Annotated in this window: 29 protein-coding genes and 4 pseudogenes; 8 read left to right on the forward strand and 25 right to left on the reverse strand. The window is 34.2% G+C overall.

The genetic code is table 11. The features are described from left to right. Positions 1-31 precede the first annotated feature (31 nt). The 5 genes and pseudogenes from ILS93_RS24080 to ILS93_RS24100 all read right to left on the reverse strand — a co-directional run bounded on the left by ILS93_RS24080 (position 32) and on the right by ILS93_RS24100 (position 3,250). Positions 32-619: pseudogene (locus ILS93_RS24080) on the reverse strand (DUF3967 domain-containing protein). 133 nt (positions 620-752) lie between these two features. Beyond that, complete coding sequence (locus tag ILS93_RS24085) at positions 753-1,016, reverse strand: DUF3937 family protein (RefSeq protein ID WP_222661502.1); 264 nt, start codon at positions 1,014-1,016, stop codon at positions 753-755. 228 nt (positions 1,017-1,244) lie between these two features. Next, positions 1,245-1,511 carry a hypothetical protein gene (locus ILS93_RS24090; protein ID WP_222661505.1) on the reverse strand — a complete coding sequence of 89 codons (267 nt, stop codon included), beginning with the start codon at positions 1,509-1,511 and terminating at the stop codon, positions 1,245-1,247. Positions 1,512-2,341: 830 nt separating this feature from the next. After that, positions 2,342-2,545 (reverse strand): hypothetical protein, encoded by a 204-nt coding sequence (locus ILS93_RS24095; RefSeq protein WP_222661507.1) that lies wholly within the window; start codon positions 2,543-2,545, stop codon positions 2,342-2,344. Positions 2,546-2,569: 24 nt separating this feature from the next. Continuing rightward, entirely contained in the window at positions 2,570-3,250 is a 681-nt protein-coding gene (locus ILS93_RS24100; protein WP_222661510.1) for an S-layer homology domain-containing protein, read from the reverse strand. Between the two features lie 461 nt (positions 3,251-3,711). Here ILS93_RS24100 and ILS93_RS24105 point away from each other — a divergent pair. Beyond that, positions 3,712-5,188 (forward strand): annotated as a pseudogene (locus ILS93_RS24105) (WXG100 family type VII secretion target). A gap of 25 nt (positions 5,189-5,213) precedes the next feature. After that, a complete protein-coding gene (locus tag ILS93_RS24110; RefSeq protein ID WP_222661512.1) occupies positions 5,214-5,555 on the forward strand; it encodes a hypothetical protein in 342 nt (113 codons plus the stop codon). Between the two features lie 58 nt (positions 5,556-5,613). Here ILS93_RS24110 and ILS93_RS24115 read toward each other — a convergent pair. From ILS93_RS24115 to ILS93_RS24140, 6 genes and pseudogenes are all read right to left on the reverse strand, one after another. Beyond that, a pseudogene (locus ILS93_RS24115) lies at positions 5,614-6,422 on the reverse strand (SH3 domain-containing protein). After that, a complete protein-coding gene (locus tag ILS93_RS24120; protein WP_222661514.1) occupies positions 6,422-6,628 on the reverse strand; it encodes a hypothetical protein in 207 nt (68 codons plus the stop codon). The pseudogene ILS93_RS24115 and the gene ILS93_RS24120 overlap by 1 nt, the downstream one beginning before the upstream one ends. Before the next feature lie 3 nt (positions 6,629-6,631). Next, positions 6,632-6,865 carry a hemolysin XhlA family protein gene (locus tag ILS93_RS24125; protein WP_087955501.1) on the reverse strand — a complete coding sequence of 78 codons (234 nt, stop codon included), beginning with the start codon at positions 6,863-6,865 and terminating at the stop codon, positions 6,632-6,634. Between the two features lie 40 nt (positions 6,866-6,905). Then, positions 6,906-7,577, reverse strand: a complete 672-nt coding sequence (locus tag ILS93_RS24130; RefSeq protein ID WP_222661549.1) for a hypothetical protein — start codon at positions 7,575-7,577, stop codon at positions 6,906-6,908. Between the two features lie 656 nt (positions 7,578-8,233). Further along, entirely contained in the window at positions 8,234-9,013 is a 780-nt protein-coding gene (locus ILS93_RS28830) for a BppU family phage baseplate upper protein (RefSeq protein ID WP_315971462.1), read from the reverse strand. After that, positions 8,995-9,736: pseudogene (locus ILS93_RS24140) on the reverse strand (terminase small subunit); the annotation flags it as partial. The pseudogene ILS93_RS24140 and the gene ILS93_RS28830, both read right to left, overlap by 19 nt. A gap of 223 nt (positions 9,737-9,959) precedes the next feature. On the opposite strand from ILS93_RS24140, the gene ILS93_RS28835 reads away from it, so the two are divergent. The 3 genes from ILS93_RS28835 to ILS93_RS24150 all read left to right on the forward strand — a co-directional run bounded on the left by ILS93_RS28835 (position 9,960) and on the right by ILS93_RS24150 (position 10,779). Continuing rightward, a complete protein-coding gene (locus ILS93_RS28835; RefSeq protein ID WP_258126989.1) occupies positions 9,960-10,157 on the forward strand; it encodes a hypothetical protein in 198 nt (65 codons plus the stop codon). 18 nt (positions 10,158-10,175) lie between these two features. Next, positions 10,176-10,397, forward strand: coding sequence for a hypothetical protein (locus ILS93_RS24145; RefSeq protein WP_097879987.1), 222 nt, complete (start codon positions 10,176-10,178; stop codon positions 10,395-10,397). Between the two features lie 175 nt (positions 10,398-10,572). Next, entirely contained in the window at positions 10,573-10,779 is a 207-nt protein-coding gene (locus ILS93_RS24150; protein ID WP_222661516.1) for a hypothetical protein, read from the forward strand. 64 nt (positions 10,780-10,843) lie between these two features. Here ILS93_RS24150 and ILS93_RS24155 read toward each other — a convergent pair whose 3' ends face one another. Then, positions 10,844-11,428, reverse strand: coding sequence for a recombinase family protein (locus ILS93_RS24155; protein ID WP_222661518.1), 585 nt, complete (start codon positions 11,426-11,428; stop codon positions 10,844-10,846). A 306-nt stretch (positions 11,429-11,734) separates the two neighbouring features. Then, entirely contained in the window at positions 11,735-11,941 is a 207-nt protein-coding gene (locus ILS93_RS24160) for a hypothetical protein (RefSeq protein ID WP_222661519.1), read from the reverse strand. Between the two features lie 262 nt (positions 11,942-12,203). Here ILS93_RS24160 and ILS93_RS24165 point away from each other — a divergent pair, with 262 nt between their 5' ends. Next, positions 12,204-12,341 (forward strand): DUF3956 domain-containing protein, encoded by a 138-nt coding sequence (locus tag ILS93_RS24165; RefSeq protein WP_222661521.1) that lies wholly within the window; start codon positions 12,204-12,206, stop codon positions 12,339-12,341. A 142-nt stretch (positions 12,342-12,483) separates the two neighbouring features. On the opposite strand, the gene ILS93_RS24170 is transcribed toward ILS93_RS24165, so the two are convergent. The 12 genes from ILS93_RS24170 to ILS93_RS24225 all read right to left on the reverse strand — a co-directional run bounded on the left by ILS93_RS24170 (position 12,484) and on the right by ILS93_RS24225 (position 18,657). Next, positions 12,484-12,762 (reverse strand): hypothetical protein, encoded by a 279-nt coding sequence (locus tag ILS93_RS24170; RefSeq protein WP_222661523.1) that lies wholly within the window; start codon positions 12,760-12,762, stop codon positions 12,484-12,486. Positions 12,763-13,002: 240 nt separating this feature from the next. Next, complete coding sequence (locus ILS93_RS24175; protein WP_222661525.1) at positions 13,003-13,194, reverse strand: hypothetical protein; 192 nt, start codon at positions 13,192-13,194, stop codon at positions 13,003-13,005. 438 nt (positions 13,195-13,632) lie between these two features. Further along, entirely contained in the window at positions 13,633-14,142 is a 510-nt protein-coding gene (locus tag ILS93_RS24180; protein WP_222661527.1) for a YfbU family protein, read from the reverse strand. 1,098 nt (positions 14,143-15,240) lie between these two features. Further along, complete coding sequence (locus ILS93_RS24185) at positions 15,241-15,720, reverse strand: DUF5512 family protein (RefSeq protein WP_222661529.1); 480 nt, start codon at positions 15,718-15,720, stop codon at positions 15,241-15,243. Positions 15,721-15,809: 89 nt separating this feature from the next. Further along, a complete protein-coding gene (locus tag ILS93_RS24190; RefSeq protein ID WP_222661531.1) occupies positions 15,810-16,190 on the reverse strand; it encodes an ArpU family phage packaging/lysis transcriptional regulator in 381 nt (126 codons plus the stop codon). A 136-nt stretch (positions 16,191-16,326) separates the two neighbouring features. Continuing rightward, positions 16,327-16,956: a Holliday junction resolvase RecU gene (locus ILS93_RS24195; protein ID WP_222661533.1), complete on the reverse strand. Its 630-nt coding sequence runs from the start codon at positions 16,954-16,956 to the stop codon at positions 16,327-16,329. A gap of 2 nt (positions 16,957-16,958) precedes the next feature. Then, positions 16,959-17,135: a hypothetical protein gene (locus ILS93_RS24200; RefSeq protein ID WP_222661534.1), complete on the reverse strand. Its 177-nt coding sequence runs from the start codon at positions 17,133-17,135 to the stop codon at positions 16,959-16,961. 29 nt (positions 17,136-17,164) lie between these two features. Beyond that, complete coding sequence (locus ILS93_RS24205) at positions 17,165-17,356, reverse strand: hypothetical protein (protein ID WP_258126984.1); 192 nt, start codon at positions 17,354-17,356, stop codon at positions 17,165-17,167. Next, positions 17,353-17,526 (reverse strand): hypothetical protein, encoded by a 174-nt coding sequence (locus ILS93_RS24210; protein ID WP_176548036.1) that lies wholly within the window; start codon positions 17,524-17,526, stop codon positions 17,353-17,355. The genes ILS93_RS24205 and ILS93_RS24210 overlap by 4 nt, the downstream gene beginning before the upstream one ends. A 110-nt stretch (positions 17,527-17,636) precedes the next feature. Next, positions 17,637-17,804, reverse strand: coding sequence for a hypothetical protein (locus ILS93_RS24215; protein ID WP_179876774.1), 168 nt, complete (start codon positions 17,802-17,804; stop codon positions 17,637-17,639). 38 nt (positions 17,805-17,842) lie between these two features. Beyond that, complete coding sequence (locus ILS93_RS24220) at positions 17,843-18,127, reverse strand: hypothetical protein (RefSeq protein WP_222661535.1); 285 nt, start codon at positions 18,125-18,127, stop codon at positions 17,843-17,845. Positions 18,128-18,141: 14 nt separating this feature from the next. Then, complete coding sequence (locus ILS93_RS24225) at positions 18,142-18,657, reverse strand: hypothetical protein (RefSeq protein WP_222661536.1); 516 nt, start codon at positions 18,655-18,657, stop codon at positions 18,142-18,144. A 1,080-nt stretch (positions 18,658-19,737) separates the two neighbouring features. On the opposite strand from ILS93_RS24225, the gene ILS93_RS24230 reads away from it, so the two are divergent. Next, positions 19,738-20,631: a helix-turn-helix domain-containing protein gene (locus tag ILS93_RS24230; protein ID WP_222661537.1), complete on the forward strand. Its 894-nt coding sequence runs from the start codon at positions 19,738-19,740 to the stop codon at positions 20,629-20,631. Between the two features lie 253 nt (positions 20,632-20,884). After that, the gene (locus ILS93_RS24235) at positions 20,885-21,394 is read left to right on the forward strand and encodes a hypothetical protein (protein ID WP_222661538.1); all 510 of its coding nucleotides are present in this window, start codon (positions 20,885-20,887) and stop codon (positions 21,392-21,394) included. The last annotated feature ends 201 nt before the right edge of the window (positions 21,395-21,595 follow it).

Raw genomic sequence — 21,595 nt, forward strand, 5'->3', positions numbered from 1 at the left:
ATCGATTCTTCTATACCTCAGGTACAATCTCTTACCAGAACTTCCACCATGCCTTCTTCTCTTTTGATGCAGCAACCTCATTTCGAAACTCCTGCATCATTCTCTTCGTCTCCTGCATCTCACGAAGTGTCTTCATTAGTGTCTCGTCTCGCGCTTCCAATCGTTTTTCCACTCGTTCATTGTGCGCTTCTAAGCTTGCTTTGATTTCCTCATTGCTTCGCTTCGCCTGGTCACTTAATCGCTTCTCCATCGCTAACATACCCTGTTTCATTTCTTGCGCCATAACGCCATACTGCTGCTAGAGTTGTTCTTGAATGTGGAATGGTATTAAACTCGTTTCCCCAGGTTCTTCTTTAATCAGATCAGGATTAACCTTTTCTATTTGCTGCGCAATCATCTTCGCAGCCTTCTCTAGCGTCATACCGTCATGCTTGCTGAGTTCAATTAATTTCTCAATCACCATAATGTCACTGTCTGTATATTGGCGTCTGCCACGATTATCTTTCTTTACTGCGAATCCTTCACGTGATAATACTTCCATGTACTTTCTAAGGGTGCTATCGGATATTCCTAATCGTTTATATACTTCGTTTGCGGAATAAACAATTTCGTCCGTCATAACGTCACAACACCTCCTAATGACAGTATTCCATGATGGTAAAGAAATTCCTGCAAGTAAAAAAGCTCCGATTAGGGATTCTTACAGGACTATCTATGAAATTGTTAATTGAAGAAAACTAAAAAAGACGCATCTAGATTGATGCGTCTTTTTGCGATGTTTCTTTTGTGAAATCATATAAAGCAATTGCACCTAAAAGGACAAGTATACCTTGAGGAACATCTATCAAAATAGTTTGCCAAATTTCCGGTATTACCCATATAATATCTGCTGCTCTTTCAAGATACGTTTGAAAATAACTGATTGTAAAATTAATTAAAGATAAACATACAAATAATGTTAGACCAAATCGAATAAATTTCTTATTTGTAAACATGTAGCACCTCTCAAAATTCATTGGATATTCCTGATTTCGGTTCAGTATATACAGAAATCTCTATATTTGATTTTAACATACAAAAAAACCAAATAAATACAATATGCATATTTACATATCCTATTGACAGTATTCAATGATGGTTTAGAAATTCCTGCAAATAAAAAAGCCCTATACACACAGGATTTTTTTATAACTTCACCAGTAACAAAATAAATATTCTTTTGTTCCGTATATATTTATCTTCCCTCAAGAAGTGCTCGTTCTTTTTTTCATTCTGAAAGCACTCTTTCTTATTCGTTCTAAATGTGCTTTCTTTTGTTCTTCATACCTTAATGTTACACAAGTCATTACTACGGAGAATAAAAAAGCTACATACGCTACTATAACTGCCGTAAAATAAATATAATCAATGAATATTATATTATTATAATCAATCAATAGAAATGCAGGTATCAAAATAATTATTAGCGATTTATAACTCTCAGAAAATACTTTTTTAAAAGCACGAATCACTCATCGCACCTCCCTTTTATTCTCTTATTATACAGTTTTTATAATGATTTTTATATCGTTTCATATTACTTTAGAAATTTCTATAAGCAATCGCATAAACAATGGGATATGACACTGCTTTAAATTTCATCTTGTATGAACTTTGTTAGTTGTTCTTTTATTTCAAAATTAAAGATTATGCTTCTCCTTTATATAAAGGGTTATTATATTAAGGAACATTAAGAATAAAGTTATCCCTGTAAAAATAATGTAGATATAGCTCCCAGTACCTAGATTGTTATAATCAAGGGTTGTTAAAACAAAAATTAGAAATAAAGCAAACGGTATATTCTTCCACATAAATTTTTTCATAATAATTACGAATATGTTATAATCTTAGGTAATAGGAGAGGTTTTCCTCCCCTTGTGGTTATTCTGAGTTGTTATCTTGGTGGGTGCGACTCTTATGTATTTCTTGTTTAACCTTGAAATATATATCTAAGGTGTTTTTAATCAGATTAAGAGCGCCGAGGACGGCTACAATAGCTAGCCAAATAAAGGTATCACATCCTTGTAGTATCTTTATTTTTCACCTATAGTTAACTTGAGTCAATAAAAAGATATAGCTTTTTAAAATTAGTTAAAAGGATAAAAATAAAAGCGTTGGAACATGTCTCACCGCTTAAAATATTAGCATTCTTCTAACAGCTAAGAATGCTATAAAATAAAACGACTCTCTTCTCTTTAACCTTGAATCAATTATCAGCACCTAAGACTATCCACACATTCATATTTTCACCTCTTTCTTTTCTCTTAATATACGATTTTTTGACATTATTTCCTATATCATTTTATATTGCTTTAGCAATTTCAACAAGCAACCTCATAAACAACGGAATCATTTGGACTACAATATAGCCGATCCCTGCCCTTGAAATAAGGGAGAATCCCCGTTCCTGGCTACCTACCATAATAAACAAACCGCCGCATAGCGCTACAACGGATATGATAGAATCAGCAGTTAAGAAATTCCGGCAAATAAAAAACCGACTCATAAGAGTCAGTCTTTTAATTATTTTTTACTTAGCATTATCTCGTAGATCTTTGATAGACATTGGAATAGTTCTATATAGAAATACTGCTAATTGTTCACGCGTAATTGTACCGTCTGGATTAAAGTTATTATTACCTACACCACCAGTAATACCATTACTATATAAAATTTCTACGGCTTCATTAGCCCAGTGTCCTTGCATATCATTAAATTGATGATTAAACTGCTTGTTTAACCAAAAAGCGTTTACGAAAGTTTGAGCAAGTTCTGCTCGGGTTACGATTCTTTTTGGGTTAAAATGACCATTAAATTCGTAAGAGAAAATTCCACTTTTATATCCTGCTGCAATTTCCTTTTTAAACATTGAATCATTTATATCATTGAAAGGAAGCGGCTGTGACATATCATAATCAGGAATTTCCACCGTTCTATATAAGAATGCCGCTAATTCTTCACGCGTTATTTTTTCTACAGCTCCAAAATAACCATTGTGGTATCCCAACATTATATTGTGGTCAACCATGTAGTTAATTTCATTAAATGCCCAATGCCATTCGGGTACATCTATAAACTTACTAGTTTGAGTGCTCGCTGCTTGTATTCCCTGATTTGTGATATTACCCGATGTCTCAGCCATAGAATTATTCGCAAAAAAAGTTGTACCGAATACTGCTGCACATACACCTGAAATTATTAATTTTTTCATTACTATTCTCTCCCCTTTATTTTAAACGTCAATAATACAATTCCAACAATCATTATATAACTATTTTCAAATTAGTAAAAGAAGGAATTTTTTGATTTTTATTCCAATAATAAACCCGTTAATAGAATTAAATAGCTTTTGCTATTTCGACAAGCAATCTCATAAACAACGGAACCATTTGAACAACTATATAACCGATTTCCGCACGACTAATTAGCGAGAATCCTCGTTCTTGGCTACCAACCATAATAAACAAGCCACCGCATAACGCTACAACGGATGCATTTTATAATAATATGACGTTGAAATTTATCGATATTATTAGTGTAAAACAAAAAAATCATCTAATAGGGCGGATTTTCTTTATTTCGCATAATTATTATTATACTAATCTAAAGTTTCTATATTTACATTTTTTTCTTTTTATCTCATAATTTTAATTGGGGAAAGGGAGGAAAAAAATGGTTCAAATCAAAGTAACACCTGAAATGCTAGAAGACGTCGCTAATCATGCAAATAATACCAGAATCGCATTAGAATCTATACATAATAATCTATGTAATGAAATAGATCGTTTATGTTTTCAATGGATTGGTGCCTCTAATCAACAATTCGTTCGAATGTTCAACGATGCGAGACCAAAAGCTTTTACATCTATCAATTCTATTATAAAAGTGGAAGAGGATTTGAAACGAATTGCCGAAAAATTCCGTACCGCAGATGCTTCATATGACAAAAATCTTGAAGAAGGAGCAATGTGTGGTCCGTTAAATAGTGAGAAAAATGATGGATCTTTACGTGATAAAGTTTGGCATGATCTCAAAGAAACTTATGAGGATCTTAGTAAAGTAAAAAATTCCGATGAGTCTTTATATGATAAATTTAAACATGGTATCGATGCAGCTTATAAAGATGTGAATAAAATAAAAGACACTATAGATGATGAAATCGAATCTGCTTTTGAAAAAGCTGGATTAGGTGTCCCCTATCACTTTAAAAAGGGCGTGGGCGACGCTATAGGTGATTGCAGATGCAGTTATCCATCCAATTGACACATTTAATAACACGATTGAAGCCGTTTCTCACCCAATCGAGACGTTTAATGCGATAAAACAAACAATTTCTGATTCTTGGAATCGTGACGTTACCAATGGTGACTCGTATAGTGGTGCAGCATGGTATGGAAGCGCGGCTGGTCATACTATATTGGCTGTTGGACAACTATTCTTAGGAACAAAAGGCGTGGATAAAATTGCAATGTTGAACCCTGGCACAAAATTAGCTGAGATTTCACGAACTGCTAATCAAAGCTTGCAAGACGCTGCATCCTTATTCAATCGCAATCACAATGAGTTTGCTTTAGCTGGTGGAAATAATATACGCTCTGTATTTGATACACCTGATTTTAGAAAAGCTGAAGAAAAACTATCGACTCATCAGTTTGCTAAAGACGAGGCTGGTTCTAGCGGAAGTAATCCTGTTAATGAAAGTCATACTTCATCACTCACTACTAGCGAAATCATATCTAGTTTACAAGAAACTGAGAATTTCCGGTCAAACTCACTTAAACATATCCTTGAAGGGGAGATAAACCGGAGAGGCGAAGCAACTGGATACCACTCAGAGTTTTTAGAGAATACTCACGGAAAAATAATCCCTGGAACAGATCGTAGAATTAATGATTATGGGGCATACAAAGCCCAAGTGGAAGTGGATGGGATTCCTAAGGCGGCGAATGGTGGTTATTCTACCTTTTTTCCTAAAGATTGGCATCCACAACAAATCGTAGATAATATAAACGAGGCATACAGCAATAAAATTCACATGGGTGGTAATACTAATATCTATGATGGAGTAGGGATAGACGGCCTACCTATTCGTTTGTTTTTAGATGGTAATGGTAAAATTATTTCTGCATTTCCAAGACAAGGTCGATAATTTAATTTTTAAGGGAGAAAATAATATGGATTACAAATTTGAGTTACTTAGTACAGGTAGTTTAATTATTAGACTACCAAAGGAATTCGATATTTTAGAAGCTTTTTTAAATGTAGAGGTATCTGAATTCGGTGATTGGATAGCAGAAACTGTAGATAAAGTTTTAAATGAAAAAAGTGATTATGAAAAAATAAGTGCAAATATTTTGGGGGCAGATGTTCGAAGAGATAAAACTGTTATATTTAATAAGTATGATGAAGATGAAATCGAAATCCCTCTTGAAATAGAAACTATTACATTAAGAAATCTAATAGATATTTGGTTAAATGAACATACAAAATTGAAAAACGAAAAAAATAACAAGTAAATAATGTTACATACAGCACGAAAAAGGCCGCCTGTGGTAGGTGGCCTTTTTTGTTAAATTAACGCACATTCACATACGTATCACTAGCCGTAATATAGAAAACTTTCCCATGACTATTATGCACTTTATATTGATACGAATCATTTACACTTATCTTCGCATCAATTATAAATCCTAATCCTGCATCTACAGAACCAGCAACATATTTATCATGCCAAGATGGGGTATTATAGAATCGTAGGTTATTAACTTTGGAAACAACGCGCTTACCTACAATAGAAGAATCTAATGTACTTTTATTGCTAAATTTCACATAAGATGGATCGTTCTTAATCCATTGCTTACCGCCAATATTTAACCAACCATCCTTTTCTTCCCATACAACATAAGCTTCTGGTTTGTTTAACTGACGAACCTTAGAATAGCTTGTACCAGGTCCTTTACGTAAGTTCACGTTATACCCTTCAATATACGCGATTCTATCTGTTACAGCTGTTGGAACCTCCGCTGGTTTAGATGGATTCTCAGGTACAGAAACATCCACACTAGAATTATTGTATGCTCGTTTTACATCTGCTCTAAACTGAGCTTCTGATACACCATGAGATTTTAAGTAATCAATTGGGTCTTCATGATCTGTACCGCCAAGATGATGCGTTACATCGCTATGCGTCCACAATCCTTTTTCTACAGATAAACCACACTATGTGCCACAACGCCCTCATATGCTCCTACGCCATAACGATATGGCATCTTAGGTAAATCATCAATAATAAGCGTTCTATCAGCAAAAGCCCCTGTTGTAAAGCTTAATAGAAGTAATAAAGTCATAAATGCAGAGGAAGCCATTTTAAAAGTTTTTTTCATTAAGTATCTTCTCCTTTTTCTTCGTGATCAGTCCAAACCCCCATAGCAATCCCAAATAAGTACACAGCTTCTTCGACCTTATCCAAGTTCCCCTCGAATCCGGTTACTCCAAAGACTGACAAGATTAATCCAAGGCATGAAAAAAGCGCAACCCATGTTTTCCAGTTGCGCAATCGTTTTAAAATATTTTCTTTTGTAAGCGGCAAATCTTATATACCTCCCTTCAATAGCAATCCGATTAATGCTGTTACAATTGCTCCTATAATAATCCGGAGAATCCATGTAGTATTGGCGCTAATCTTATCGAGAAGCTTATTAATATTTACAATGTCCTTTTCGTTGACAGTAGTACGTGTTTCTAGATTGCGAATATCACGCTGCATATCCTTTTGATCTGACTTAATTTGTTGGATTTCTTGCTTTAAATCTTGAATTTCTTGCATTAGTTCAGCTCCTTTTTTAAAAATAAAAAAGACCAGTTAATTACACCTGCTCTTTGTTCTCTAAATCCGCTATTCTACTATGCAAATCAACAATTTGCTCTCCTAAATTCGGAATGACTTGCTTTATTTTATTAATTTCGTGTTCATAATCTGGTGTATCTTGTATAGGTGCTGCAAATGCTATTGGCGTTTCTGGTTCATCAAGAGTTGGCGGTTTCTGATTTTTGATATCTTCGAGTTCTTTCTGAATATCAGTTAATTGTTGTTTTATTTTTTCTAGTTCTGAAGGTTCTTGAGGCTTTGGTTCCTCAGGTTTCGGTTCAATCGTTTTAACCCACTTACCATCTTTAAATACTGGAGCATAAATTAAATCTGGACAAATCTCTAAAGAGCAATTTGCAGGAATGTCAGGCTCATAGCCTATAACAACATCTTCCTCGTATGGTACTTTAATAGTTTCATACTCTACATGTTCCATTACACAATCAGAACAATCGTATTTACTAATTGGCACTTCTTCATTCTCTTGATCTGGCACGTAAGTACCGTCTTGAATTGATTGATGAAGCTCACAAAGTTTCTCTTCTGTGGTAACCTCTTTGGTTTCTTCTCGGTAGAATGTTTGCTTTTCATAGATTGGTTTCTCTTCCAAGGGAATCATTTCAGTGTATTTCCCTTCATTGTTGTAACAATAACCGTAGTATTTTGCCATATAGATTCCCCCTTGGTCGACTACGTAGGTTAATGTAGCGTACATGTTTTTACCTTCTGTTCCGATTCTCACATTGCCTGTGCTATTCTCTATCGTTACCCTTACAGCGGTTCCGTCATTAGCAATAAAAGACTGTATAACATTTAATGTCGGTCTCATATCAGCAGGTAATACTGATGTGATATCTCCTGTCGAGCCCACTTTTCTGTTGATAGCTAACCTTAGAGTTACAGTATTTCCTCGTCTGTCGGCTACATTAGGTGTAGCTCCATCCCAAGCGATACCATCAGCTGTCAAGGTTAAAACAGCTCGTCCGTCTTTAACCTTAGTTACCAAGTTAGTATTAGTAGCCCTAACCTCAAAAGTTTTAGAGGCTTTCTCGTACGTCCAAACTATTTCGTTGTTTTCACTATTAAATAACATCGTCCTAGTATTATTGTCAGCTAGTTTAGTTCTTTCTACACCATTTTTGTACCATATGATAGACCTTTCTCCTTCACCTCTTTCGATACCTATGTTTCCATTCATAGTATCTCCTGTTTTCTTTAGGAGATTAGTGTTCGGAGCTGTTACGTTGAACGCTTTAGTATTCTTATCGTATTCCCATATACCGTTTCCTCCTACTTGGTCGTATGCTAGAAATTTTCCTGATGTGTTTAGACATCAACAACATTATTCGTATGGAATCGGATATTTCTATGAGTAGTATCATTAGGACGATCGATAGTGAAGTCACCGCTCATAGTGTCCCCTGTTTTCTTCATGAGGTTGGTGTTGGCTTGCATAGTAAGCGTCTTATTTGTAGGGTTATACGTAAGCACATCTATCAAGTTTTTTCTGTCCTGCCACACAACATTTCCGTTTGCTACTGAGACAACCCTTGAAGTTTCATTTCCTGCGGTGTCTTGGAACCCGTAACCTACAGATCCCGCGGCGGGTACAGTCATCTTAAGGGGACCTGTCATAGTGTCGCCTGATTTTTTAACTGCTCCCTTTGCTAATTCGCCAGCTGCAATAATGCCATCAATATCTACACCTTCAAGCTTCTTACCTGCTTCAATAGCTTTTTGGATTACTGGAAATTCATTTGTAGATTTCATCGCATCATCAGACATTATTGATTCATCTACTGTAAATGCGAATTTACAAGTTTCAATTACTTTGTTATTCGGGAAAGTAAATCTCAATTGTGCAATGACATTACCATAGGCAATCAGAGTTTGTGTACTTAAAACAACATAGTACTTACCCTGCATTTGATTTACATTCTGTACATCTTGGAATACTCGCTTACAATCAGGCTTTAAAAATGCAATTTGTACACTTGTCGCTGATGAAAAATCTGTTACTACTTTGTCGTGAGTAACATTGATTAATAGTTTGGCAGAGTTTAAATCATTCTGGTAAAACTGGATGAGCTTTAGTTCCTCTTCAATTTGGCGTTTAAAGTTGTCAGGAACTAAATCAAAGTACTGCGCCAATTTATCTAGGGCTTTCATCTTGTCAGCAAGCTTAACTGACACACCATCTTTTCCTAGCTTTACCTCAGTAATTATAGAACCATCAACCATGTCAGCCTCTTGTAAATCAACGAAGTTCATCATTCTAGTGAATGGATTTCCCTCGTCATCTTGAAACTCAACTTCTCTTTGCCCAAAAGTCACATAGTTAGTAATGTCAGCAAAAGCGATCTTAATGTACTCTTTCAGGACATCCATTGCTTCAACAAATACATTTTCAATCAACTCACCTTTAAGCTCTTTTATATAGGAAGAAACTCGTTCACGCCTTAACAATCGACTAGCCTGTACGTGAGCGCCATCTTTGGAATAACCAGCCTTTAATGCAGCTTGCGTACCATTGAAGTATTTCACGTAATACAAACAAAAGAGCCGTTCCTTTTCGGTCAGCTCTTCATCTTCTAAAATCTCTTTTAGTTTTTCCTTCGTTTTGGGATTTTTAACATTAGTAACGCTCCTTTTCGCAATAGTAACGTTACCATTCATTTGCTCATCCCATTTATCTTGTGATTTCCACTTCCTGATTTGCGAAGGCTTGAGGTTTAACTCAGCTGCAATATCAATAAGTGGCTTCTCACCTTTACTTGCTTTATATATTTTAAATGCTTTGTCACGATCTGGGCTTCGTTGCCTAGCCATATTCACCACCTCGCGGTAATCCCTAATTTAGTATTGAAATTCTCTGAAACTCATTGTATTATATTTTTGTGTTTTTCTCTTTCCTAATCCGAGAAGACATCATCACTTTTGAAAAGGACCCGAACTCCAACGGTATCTTTCTTTTATTCCTCTTCTTGTAAATCTATTTATTTAAATGTAAAATTATAAATAAGTTCTAACATTTTGAATCGAGGTGAAAATCATGAGAAGTTTTGGCTCATTAATGGTCTCTACTGTCTGTTCAGTACTTCTTGTAATTTGGAATGCCTATTCCTTCTATAACGGATTCACAACAGGGCGCACATACTACTGGATTTATGGCATCGGAGCTGTTATCTTCCTTCTATTCTTTATCCTCAACATGCGAGATTTCAAAAAGAAAAACTACAGAACCTCATAACAATAGGAGTTGATACATATGTGGAAAAAAATTAAGAATTATAGATTGAGCTTAAAAGATTTGAAATTCATGTTATGGTTATTCGGTATTACATGTTTTATATACGGCTACAATTTCATTACAGGATTAGCTTTTGACCACAAATTCCAAGTCTATTATTTAGGTGGTGCTATAGCTACATTCGCCGCATTTATGGATACTAAAAATAGGATTAAAAATAAAAATTATAAGACAGCGTAATATAAAAGGGAGCCTTTGTGGTTTCCTTTTTTATATGCAAATTAAAAAGCAGCGAATTCGCTGCCTGGCATATTCCCCCAATTCACGGTAATTCCTTTATATTTCATTTTAAATCTATAAATTTCGCTGTATAATTTTTGTAAGAATCTTGTTTTTCAGAAATGGAGTGGAAAATATGAAAAGTTTTAGTACGTTAGTAATCTCAACCGTCATTTCAGCAGGATTAGTATATTATAATGTTGATTCCTTTTATAACAAATTTTCATCAGGGAATACATATTACTGGGTAAACGGTATCCTAGCTGCTGGATTCCTTATATCCTTAATTATCAACATAAAAGATATCATTAAGAAAAACTACACAACTTCTGAATCGAATTAAGGAGCCTATTATGGTTCCTTTTTAAATGAAAAATAAAAAAGAAGCGGATTGGCTACTTTAAAATCTACATAACTCCCTTTTCTTTCGCTCTTTCATAAAGAACCGTGCGACTTACACCAGTAACTTCACATATCTTTTTTACTATAAACTTATTCGTCTCTCGGTTCGCAAGTAAATCTAAAGCATGTTCCATATTAGGATTATCATCGTCATATTTCTTGGGGCGCCCCTTATAAACACCACGTTCTTTGGCTAGTTCAATACCCTCTCTTTGTCGCATTCGAATTAGGTCACGCTCTAACTGATTAACACCAGCCATGACGGTAAGTAGGAAAGTGCTGTATGGATTTTCACTTGTTGTATCTAACCAAGTATCTTTTATCGATTTAATCGATGCACCTTTTCCTTTAATTGTTTCTATAAGCTTGAATAAATCTTGAGTACTCCTACTAATTCGAGTTAGATCAGTAACAACAACTACATCACTCTCACGTAAATTGTCCAACATGCGTAATAATTCTGGCCTATCAGTTGTTGCCCCACTTGTTTTCTCCTCAAATACATAATCACATCCATAATCATTTAACTGTTTGAGTTGTCTTGCTAAGTTTTGTTCCTGTGTAGATACACGAGCATACCCAAGAATCATCTAATGTCTCCCCTTTGTCCGTATAAGTGTCCGGAAATTAACTATAAGCCAATAATACCATTACTTTTCCGTACATGTAAACAGGACATTGAAGAACTTATAAAACAAGAATTTAAATTATGTCTAAAATGTAAACAAAACAAATCCTAAAAGAGTAGACCTAATTAGGACGTTATTTTATTCCTTGTGTTCGTTTGTTTTGTTAGATGTTCAATCAAATTGAAACGGTATCCTTCGAGTTAATAAGTACTAATAAAAACATAATAAAAAAGAGTGCGATTAAGATATGCACTCTTTCAAAAGATTTTACCAATCTCGATGTTCACCATGATCATGATCACGATCACGTTCATGATCACGTCTACGACGACACTCATCACAATCGCAATCGCGTCTACAATGACAGTCGTTAAAATCGTTTCTTCTGCGTCTACGACCGCATCCGCAAAATACTAAATCATCCCAAAATCTATTACAATCTCGAGAATGTCCAAAATTATTATTCCATCCCATAGATATGATTCCCTCCTCTAAAAATAGAATTCATCATATTCTATGAATAAAAGGTGAAAACAGCTTGTTTACTAGTCTATGTTTTAGAGTAATTATATTTCAATTTGCAAGTCTATCTCATCTCTCAATTTTCAACCGTTATGTCCATTTGTTTTTTTTAAATGGGCTAATCTATCAATTACATTAAATCAATTAATCAAACTATTACACATTAATGATTTATACATATACTATAGTAGATTACTAGAAAGGAGGCGTAACCATGGATAGTTGCGTTGTGTTTGTAAACGGACAACCTTTTTTAGTTCTCTCAGTAGCTGGTATTGAAATTGCTAGATTAGAGATTTCTCTTCAAGTAGCATTAGCTCTAAGATTGCTCGGAATACCAATCTGCGATTAATTACCGTACCGCTAAAAAAGAGGGCATTAGCTCTCTTTTTTTATTTCCCCCTTATCTTTCCTTAACAACAATCATTTCGTATAAATTCACGTTTAATGTGTAATTTCTATATAGCAAAGAAAAAAGCACCCTTGTCGGATGCTTAATGTATACTAATATTAATATTGAATAGCTTCATTGATAGACTTTCTAGAACAATAAATATACTAGCTGAAACGGATCTATATCCGATATTCTTTCCTGTAACATTAATAGTAATCTCCGCCAAATGGGTTGGAACATCATCTTTTTCAAAAATTTTATCTTCAATCTTTTCAACTATTGCTACATTATCCACTTCTTTAAAAGTTTTCAGCAATTTTGTTTCTAATAAAGTAAAATCAAAATTTTCATCTTTAACCACATCAAATTTAATTTTCATTTTTCTTTCCCCATTTTTAACTAGTTAATATATTAACATCGGTATAATTATATATATTTGTATTAAATAATTCAAAAAATATGTTTTATAAATTTATCCATAGTTAACTTATCTAATAGGGAGAAATAAAAACAAATGGAAGAAGTTCCTCCTCCCTTATCTTTCTTTAACAACAAACAAGACGCCACCTAGATCACGGTAGCGCCCACAATAATTGCTATCAACTTATTTATCCTCATATTATTTATTTCTTTGCTTCCATACCCCATTCTCTTTACGATAAGTATTTTTACCATCCATGAAGTCAGCTGTATTACCAGGAACGCTATATTTCTTATTCTTTTTCTTAGCCTTCTTCTTCAGCCTTTTCTCTTCTTGAATAGCTTGCAGATCCGCCTTCCATTGTTTCAACAAATCCTTTTCACGCCGCATCGAATTTGTACCCCTTGGATTAAAATGTGAACCAACTAATTAGATTCTACCTATTTATATAGATATCCTTTAATCCAAATGTCCATTTTGTTCAATAAAAAAAGAACACTATAAAGTGCCCTAAGCCTCTGAGTATTAAATATACGACAATGCCCTGCCCGTTCTAATGGCGCAACATAAAAGAGCTTTATAGCGGAATATATATAACTCTCGGAAAAGGAATAAGTTGGTTGGCATTGACTCGATATTGTATGTTTGGGAATTCCTTATGTGCAATAAAAAAAAGCCCTATAAGGTGCTCGTCCAATACGATTATAAAGAATGAATATGTCGTGTTCAGTTATTAGTATATGCTTGTCTCATTCAAAATTTCACTGGTTTAATGTGTAATTTCTATACAACAAAGAAAAAAGCACCCGTTATGGATGCTTTCCTTAATTACGCATTTAATATATCTTTAATTTCTTGTATTGTTAGTTCGTTTGGGTTTTCAATCTCTCTCCAAACTGATAACATTCTTCTGTACTTACTAAGCATAGAACGATGACTATTATACGTTTCATAATCGTTTTCTGCTCTTACATCAACGTAAAAATTCAAATCGTGCATATAGTATTTTGCATAATCAGCATATTTTGCCTCGTGTTCATCATTCAAATCGAATCCGTCGAATTTAAGGTCATCTTTTTCCACATCTTCTTTATCCTCTAAATTATCATAGGACCAGTTAAGTGCCCTGTGCATCTTGAGCACTTCGATAACTTCTTCACACTGATGCTCTGATAATTCATCTTCAATAAATCTAATGTTTTCTGAGTAATGTTTAGTATATCCTTTTTCTAAAGCTATTCGCATTGTTTTATAATACTCTTCTTCATTCGGATAAAGTTTCTCCAAAATTAAATATTGATTCACTAATGCTAATCTTTCTTTTTTTGTTAGTTGCATTATTCCTCTCCCCTTTCTTTTCTATACCTATTATTCGACAAGAATCATCATAATCCTTTCATTCGAATAAACAAAAAAACCACCACCGAAGTGACAGCTTTCTTTCAAGGGGATGGAAGAGAGAAAACAAATGGCAAAGTTTCTCTTAGATTAAGGCTGAGTACTCTCAACCTTCTCCAAGCCACCGCATCATGTAATTTTCTAGCTCTTTTAGCTACGCGCTTTACGTTCGGTGACTGGGAGAAGAGCAAGAGCTTCCTGTATCTCTTTCAGCACTCATATGTTTCTTTCTCTTCTCGTTTGTACTCCGTAGAGCAATAACAGCATTAGGGAGTCGAACCCTGTCTTTTATGTTCGTGTATCGTGAACCCGGTGCCTACCTTCTGTTATTTGTTGGCTTATACTTCAGCTACTGCCTTTGCAAGCCGAGATCGAATTATAAAGGATTTATATCAAGACGTATGTGTTTCTTCCGACGCCTTGTTTGAACCAATACACTAGAGGGACGGAAGGGGAATGTTTCCGCTGTATTGGCTCAAACAAAGAGTGGAACTCTTTGCCCTCGTTTTGGTCATTAATAAGAATCGTGAGTAATTACTAATGTACGAGATCACGTATACTTTTTAGATTTTTAGAATGCAAGTGTCACTCAATCATGAGCAACCACCCCCATTCCATTTTCAAGAACCGACATATTAGAGAGTAATAGACTTATATTTATTATCAACCCAGAGGACGCGTTCCGAGCTGATTGATAAACATAAATTAGAAACAGCATGACGAATGCGAGTTATTTCACACCCGCCACACTGGAATATGTCATCGTAATACATTCATTGGTCTTTTCGTCTTAACGCGGGTTCTTACCACCTTGCCCGCCCTACTATGCGGTATACGTTACCGTGACATTCTCGCATAAGAACATTTCACTTATAGGTGTACTAATCCTCTTCGTTATGCTGTTGTCAAAGGGCTTGTACATATAATTTAACGTTATTTTCATTTCTAAAATTCCCCCTTTTTTATCGGCGTTTTGTCGACGTTTTTAAATATAAAAAGAGCAGAATCAATATAATGACTCTACTCTATATGTACTATTTAGTTTGTTTTCTCATATTTATAATTAAGCTTTTCAGCAACTTCCTTTAAAAAAGCTTCCTTATCTTCAGCTTCTTTAAAATTCTTTTGGAATTTTCCCCAATGATTATTCATATCAAAATCTACCCTTCCAATAGACATTCCGTTATCAGTAAGTGCTACTAAATATTTCTCAGGGCCAGATGACAGACGCAAAGGATCACTTTTACCAAATTGCTTTTTCAAAGATAATGATACAACAGCATACTCCCCAGCCTTATATTCAGTTTCCTCAACTTTATATAAAGCATATTCATTAGTACGATTTTTCTTTTCGTGCATTTTCCATTCATTATCTTCTACTACTTCTATAAATCTACGTCCATCACTTTCCTTGTACTTGTCTCCCTTTTTAAAAGCTACCGAAGAGCCCCCACACCCTGTAAGTAAAATCAATATACTTACAAATAAAACTGATAATAGATTCATTTTCTTAAACATACTTTAATCTCCCTATTAATATATTAGAAATGAATAACTATAATATATTAACATACAAATATTACATAATGCACTATTTTTCTATATCTTCAAATCATACCCAATGAAGTTGCGATTAATCGAATAGCATTTTTCTTCTTATAATAGAAATGATCTTTCTTCATTGATAACTCAGTGTAGATAAAACTATCCTTTAACTTCTCACCATTCAAATACTTCATCTTGATAATCTCCGCCTCGTCATAATCTAAAACGTATTGTAAAGCCTTATCAATCTGTTTGAATTTGATATTACTAACATGTCTTGTATTCCTTATCTCAGGAAATAGACTAATTCCCTCCTGCTGCTCCACTTCATTCTCAAAACGTGCTTTTAAGGCGCGATACTCTTTTAGAATGCTGACAACTTCCTTTTGCATCTTCTTCTCCATTTCTTTGTCCATTACTGGTAAGAATGCTAATTGCTCCATCTGTAATCCCCCTATTTCGAATTTTGGTTTTTACATTCACATCAGGTACGTGAAATTTTAATATCTCTTTGTTGAATAAGGGAAACATGCATAGCGAGTAGCCCCCACCATCCACCCTGCATGGTTCCGTTATCCATTAAGCCTTTAATAACTTGCGTGTCTTACTGATCATCTTCTCTTTTGCTGCTTCAATGTTATTCGATACCTTTTGATGGTCCTGATCAAATTGAATCATTCCATCAAACATAGCTGGCGCTACTGCTTCATCTACATATTGCAGGTAATCAACTGGCGCTCGTTCTGTCTGTTCTACTAAGTACCCGTAAATATCAAAGTCTGCTCTTGGTATCGACTTCTTACCTTTTGGCTGTTGTGACATCCTCACGTAAGATTGAATCACTACTAGTGGTACTATGAACACTGACTTGTCCTTGCTAAATTCAATAAGGAAGAAGCAAATTGCTCCCATCTTCTCTGCTTTCTCCAGGTAATCTAATTGGTGCTGCGCGATGTTCTTTAAATCAAATCGCCCAGAATTCTCTGTAGATTTCGCTTCAAATGCGATAGCTCGGCCCTTATACACACCGTCATAGTCTACTGTACTCTTAGCTTCATAGAATCCACTTAGCACACGGCCACCTTTACTTTTTAATAGCCTCACAGGAGTCGGACGCTTGTTTATAAGCGCCACTCCAACTCTTTGATACATTTCATTCGCTAGATTAATAAGTTTTTCAAATGCCATTCCGCGGTTTCCTAGTCCCATTTTTATTCCTCCATTTCTTTCTTACACTCTTCAAGAAAATCAATAACTTCCTGAACATGCTCCCTTGTAGTCATACTCTCTATTACATGCCCTTCACCGTTATAAACCTTAACCTTATTTCCTGTGAACTCCATTCCACACATTCCGTCTGCGCCCAATAGATTTACATTGCCTTCCACTCTTTTAACCTCACTTTCTATTAAAAGGATTATTTTGTTGTAATCTCATTTACTTTATTTTTTATAGATTGCATGTCTTGATATGCACCCAACATCACCCTAGTCGTATAGTTGCGTTTACCTAAATTTATGTGTACTTCCCATTTAACCGCACTAAATCTATCTTCACTTTTCCTTTGCTTTTCTAATCGAATAACCGCACGCCTACGAACCATTTTCATTTATCTTCACCTATATTCGCACTAAAGCTAAGGAAGCATGATCCAACAACAACTAATAACATGGTTACTATTTCTCTTGTAACAGGAAGAACCTCTATATAAACCAACACAGCGAACAAATACGCTATGAGAGCATTTACTATGAAAAACGTCATCCCGAATTTCTTCATTTCCTTCTACCCCCCTGAATAAAACTAAATATTCCATCAATACTGTAGGCACATGGTTATCTTTCCTCTGTTTTTCTTGGGTGAGTAGTTAGCTTTTGCTAGCTGCTCTTTTATCTATCGAATAAACTTCTAATAATAAAGTAAGGCCAAAATAGTATAATCGGGATTGCGAAATGTAGTATTAATCCTCCCCAAGAAGAAGTAGTTACTGACCAAACTAATAACCCTATTCCAATTACCAAATAAATAAGTACACCAATTGTTATCCAAGTTAACATGATTGTTTTTCACCTAATTTCTCTACAAAATGAAATTTTTATTGTAATCTCCCTTTGTATATCTTCTGGATCTCCACTTCACTGAATCCCTCGTACACCGTAAATACTTCTGGAAACTGACTCAAGCACATGTCGATAATCATGTCGTCAGTTGTTCTAATGAAGAAGTATTTAACCTCGCCCATGTAATCATTGTGTAGGTAATAACTCCTAATCTCGTGATGGTAGCCATTAGCTTCCAAGACTTCATACAGCTTAATTTTTGTTTCATCCATTTCAAATATTGATAACTGCCTCTCTGCAATATCCACTTGTTCAATCATTTCCCCATTTCCCTTTATGCTCGTTTCTTATTCCAAAATGCGCTTGTTCCTCTATAATTGAAAGAACTCGCTTGATATCCCCGTGACGCCGCTTCCGATGGTGTTAGTGTTGGTGTATTGATAGCTGTTTCTACATCCCATTTCCAGCGCCTTACTTTGCACCATAGCAATTCTCGTGAAATACCATTACGCTTTGCTCGCTGTACCTGTTCATCAGTGAATACCGTATCTGCTTTGCTTGCTCTAGCAATCTTAATCGCTTCTTTATTACCTATTACCGATTTTGTTGCTGCCTCGTGCGGATCCCAGCCTCTTTTCCTACGATCTGCAAATGTTCTATAGCAAATCCCGTGTTCCTCGGCTATGTCCTTGTATTCTTTCCAACCCGTCCCTTTTGAAACTGCCTTAGTAATCGCTATTTCCTTTGGCCAGCCGTATGAATATACGCGCTGACGCAAAGTGTCATTACTGATGCCGTTCACTTCTGCTCGTTTGAAATCTTCTGGAGTAATGTAGTAGTCGTTGTTCATGTCCATTCCCCTTTCGATTAAAATAGCGTTTTTGTTCAAAATGACTCTAAAAGTAAAATTGTCATTTTTTCATTCAACCGAGTTCATAACATATTCTTTTCCTCCTATAAAATAATGATTAGGTGTCCCATGCGCATTTTATCCATTGGAAATAATACCTTTCACGTACTTACGTATTAGAAACTTCATTTCTGCATCTTCTGCAATAGCAATTTTGTTCACTTTTTCGATACATTTATGAAACATTCACATGTTATCTTCAGTATGTTCTATTCTTTTTGAAGAACCATGTGAGAATACCAAAACAAAAAGCCCTAACTCTAGGGCTTTTTGTTTTTAAATAAGGATTTTGTATACTTTTATTCATTTCGCCTTAAATATTATATATACGTAATATATGGATGTATGTTATAATTCCTTTGTGAAACATCACGTGTTTCAAATACAACATCTTTTTGATGACCTCTTATCTTTCCATAAGAGGTCTTTTTTTCAAATAACTATTTTGTTTAAATTTACCTTAATTCATACCTAGTTTTCTTAATATTAAAATTAATGACTGTATAATATAATTAAACTATTTGTATGAGAGGTGAGTTTTATGAAATGGAAACAAAAATACAATCCAAGGTATCTCTTTTACCGCATGTATAGTTATATTTATAAAGCCCTTGATGATATATCATGGTCCTTAAAATAATCTAGATTGTTATGAGTACACATTTGCTGTATGCTCTTTTCACATTGCTATAAAATAACGCTTTTGTTTAATTTAATACGTGTTCTTTTCGATGCAGTATTCTATTACAATTAATTTTGATGTTATAATTATCTACAGCATATATATTGATAGGCACAACAAATCTCATACATATAGGAGGACCTTAATGATCCTAACTCAAGAAAAGAACATAAAATTAATTATGTCTTTTCTTTTTGTACATACTAAAAAAGCCTTGCTATCTTATAACACGGTAAGACCTTTCAACAAACAATACTTGAAACTATATTAATTTTACTTCACATTAAGGTTAGGGAATATTATTATACTAATAAAGTGCTAAATAGTAGGTGTCGAAAATGGAATTTAATGATTTGGGTATTACCATTAAAGAACTTAGAATTAAAAAAAATATATCTCAATCCAAATTATGTCATGGAATATGTTCACAAAGTCAAATTAGCAAAATCGAAAAAGGTGTAATCTATCCATCTAGCATATTGCTATATCAATTATCAGAAAGACTTGGTGTTGATCCAAATAATATATTTGCATTAACTAAAAACAAAAAATTAAAATATATAGAAAATGTAAAATACGTAATAAAAGATTGCTTAAAGCAAAAACAATATAAAGAACTTTATGAAATTGTGAAAAAAGAGAAAGATGAAAAAAATTCCCAGGCAAAAGAAGATAAACAATTTCTCCTATGGCATGAAGCAACTGCTGTATTTGAGGTGAACAGATCCATAAAAACTGCTTTAAATCTTTTAAATAATGCATTAAAACTAACTTTAACCAATGTTGATTTTTTATCAGAAAGAGAAATAGATATTATGCAGACAATGGCTATATTTCATGGGGAAAATAAAGAATATGAAAAAAGTATTACTATATCAAAAAGATGTTTAACTAATTTTAATAAGTTAGATTTTCCTAGAGATAAAGAAATTAAATTAAAAATCATTTTCAATTTAGCAAAAACTTTGACCTCCACATATCAACATGAAGAGGCAATAAAATACATTGATAAGGGCATCAAATTAGCAATTAATCTAAATACTTTATACCTATTAGGTGAACTATTCTATTTAAAAGGTCAGTGTTTATTAAAGATTAAACAACACAATGTAGAAGATGTTGTTTATAACTGGAAAAAGGCATTATTTATATTCGAACTAACCGAAAAAGAATATTATACAAAAATGATACCAGATGAACTTATTGAAATACAAAATAAAAAACACTCATAATTTCGTAAAAACTACTTACAAATCCCTATAGTTTTAAACTTAGAACTATATTATTAAAATTAAAGTGGTTCAAGTCGGAGGAAGGCACCTTTGGGTGTCTTTTTTTGTAAACAAGATAAAGTACTTAAAACACCTTTAATGCAATTATGCATATTGGATAATTATTCCCAAAAAACATTTGATAAACTAGATATTAAGTTATATTATTGTACATGAAATCTTTTTACAAATAATAGAAAAAGAAGGGTGAATTATGAAAAAGTTATTAATGTCAATCATGCTATTTTCTTTAGTTTTAACTGGTTTTGTAATGCCGAAAGATGCATCTGCTGCTACAGAAGAAAATGATGCTCGTGTAGAAAAAGTTGAAGTAACAAACGTAGGTAAAAATGAGTATATCAATTACGGTGATGGTTATAGATATCGCGTATACAGTCAAGGGAATGGCGGTCTTACAACGTTTACAGGTACTGCTTATGATGCACAAGGTAATAAAGCTCCTGCTGGAACTACTTTCTATATCTTTTTTGATGCTCATATCAAACCAGGGAAAATGGATATTAAATGTGTAGTTGGAGAAAACGGTAAATTCACAGGTACTGCTTCATTACCACCAGCATATGGAGATAAAATTGCTAGTGTAGGAAGATTTACACACAGATACGACATTGTAGATCTTTACTACTACAATGAACCAGGAAGAACAAACTCTATTAAGTCAAATAATTTACAAAGCGTTTATCATTTTGCTTTTTCAATCTAAACAATTACATGTATATATAAGAAAGGCACCTTTGGGTGTCTTTTCTTTATGCATTAAAAAGCCTCACCACCTTATCAAAATGGCGAGGTTTTTATGTATGTTATTTAATCTGCAAATTATTTCTTTAAATTCTCTGTATGGGGTCCCGTCAGGAAAATGCGGATTTACAACGCTAAGCCCATTTTCAAGCCGATTCCCCCA

This window comes from Bacillus sp. 16GRE42 (assembly GCF_019837435.1).
GTDB classification, from domain to species: domain Bacteria; phylum Bacillota; class Bacilli; order Bacillales; family Bacillaceae_G; genus Bacillus_A; species Bacillus_A wiedmannii.

Bases quoted from the DNA above. Each gene is read 5' to 3' on its own strand.
- ILS93_RS24085 (WP_222661502.1), bottom strand. From the start codon at position 1,016: ATGAATTTTGAGAGGTGCTACATGTTTACAAATAAGAAATTTATTCGA.
- ILS93_RS24095 (WP_222661507.1), bottom strand. From the start codon at position 2,545: ATGAGTCGGTTTTTTATTTGCCGGAATTTCTTAACTGCTGATTCTATC.
- ILS93_RS24100 (WP_222661510.1), bottom strand. From the start codon at position 3,250: ATGAAAAAATTAATAATTTCAGGTGTATGTGCAGCAGTATTCGGTACA.
- ILS93_RS24110 (WP_222661512.1), top strand. From the start codon at position 5,214: ATGGATTACAAATTTGAGTTACTTAGTACAGGTAGTTTAATTATTAGA.
- ILS93_RS24125 (WP_087955501.1), bottom strand. From the start codon at position 6,865: ATGCAAGAAATTCAAGATTTAAAGCAAGAAATCCAACAAATTAAGTCA.
- ILS93_RS24130 (WP_222661549.1), bottom strand. From the start codon at position 7,577: ATGGCAAAATACTACGGTTATTGTTACAACAATGAAGGGAAATACACT.
- ILS93_RS28835 (WP_258126989.1), top strand. From the start codon at position 9,960: ATGAGAAGTTTTGGCTCATTAATGGTCTCTACTGTCTGTTCAGTACTT.
- ILS93_RS24145 (WP_097879987.1), top strand. From the start codon at position 10,176: ATGTGGAAAAAAATTAAGAATTATAGATTGAGCTTAAAAGATTTGAAA.
- ILS93_RS24150 (WP_222661516.1), top strand. From the start codon at position 10,573: ATGAAAAGTTTTAGTACGTTAGTAATCTCAACCGTCATTTCAGCAGGA.
- ILS93_RS24155 (WP_222661518.1), bottom strand. From the start codon at position 11,428: ATGATTCTTGGGTATGCTCGTGTATCTACACAGGAACAAAACTTAGCA.
- ILS93_RS24160 (WP_222661519.1), bottom strand. From the start codon at position 11,941: ATGGGATGGAATAATAATTTTGGACATTCTCGAGATTGTAATAGATTT.
- ILS93_RS24165 (WP_222661521.1), top strand. From the start codon at position 12,204: ATGGATAGTTGCGTTGTGTTTGTAAACGGACAACCTTTTTTAGTTCTC.
- ILS93_RS24170 (WP_222661523.1), bottom strand. From the start codon at position 12,762: ATGAAAATTAAATTTGATGTGGTTAAAGATGAAAATTTTGATTTTACT.
- ILS93_RS24175 (WP_222661525.1), bottom strand. From the start codon at position 13,194: ATGCGGCGTGAAAAGGATTTGTTGAAACAATGGAAGGCGGATCTGCAA.
- ILS93_RS24180 (WP_222661527.1), bottom strand. From the start codon at position 14,142: ATGCAACTAACAAAAAAAGAAAGATTAGCATTAGTGAATCAATATTTA.
- ILS93_RS24185 (WP_222661529.1), bottom strand. From the start codon at position 15,720: ATGTTTAAGAAAATGAATCTATTATCAGTTTTATTTGTAAGTATATTG.
- ILS93_RS24190 (WP_222661531.1), bottom strand. From the start codon at position 16,190: ATGGAGCAATTAGCATTCTTACCAGTAATGGACAAAGAAATGGAGAAG.
- ILS93_RS24195 (WP_222661533.1), bottom strand. From the start codon at position 16,956: ATGGGACTAGGAAACCGCGGAATGGCATTTGAAAAACTTATTAATCTA.
- ILS93_RS24205 (WP_258126984.1), bottom strand. From the start codon at position 17,356: ATGAAAATGGTTCGTAGGCGTGCGGTTATTCGATTAGAAAAGCAAAGG.
- ILS93_RS24210 (WP_176548036.1), bottom strand. From the start codon at position 17,526: ATGAAGAAATTCGGGATGACGTTTTTCATAGTAAATGCTCTCATAGCG.
- ILS93_RS24215 (WP_179876774.1), bottom strand. From the start codon at position 17,804: ATGTTAACTTGGATAACAATTGGTGTACTTATTTATTTGGTAATTGGA.
- ILS93_RS24220 (WP_222661535.1), bottom strand. From the start codon at position 18,127: ATGATTGAACAAGTGGATATTGCAGAGAGGCAGTTATCAATATTTGAA.
- ILS93_RS24225 (WP_222661536.1), bottom strand. From the start codon at position 18,657: ATGAACAACGACTACTACATTACTCCAGAAGATTTCAAACGAGCAGAA.
- ILS93_RS24230 (WP_222661537.1), top strand. From the start codon at position 19,738: ATGGAATTTAATGATTTGGGTATTACCATTAAAGAACTTAGAATTAAA.
- ILS93_RS24235 (WP_222661538.1), top strand. From the start codon at position 20,885: ATGAAAAAGTTATTAATGTCAATCATGCTATTTTCTTTAGTTTTAACT.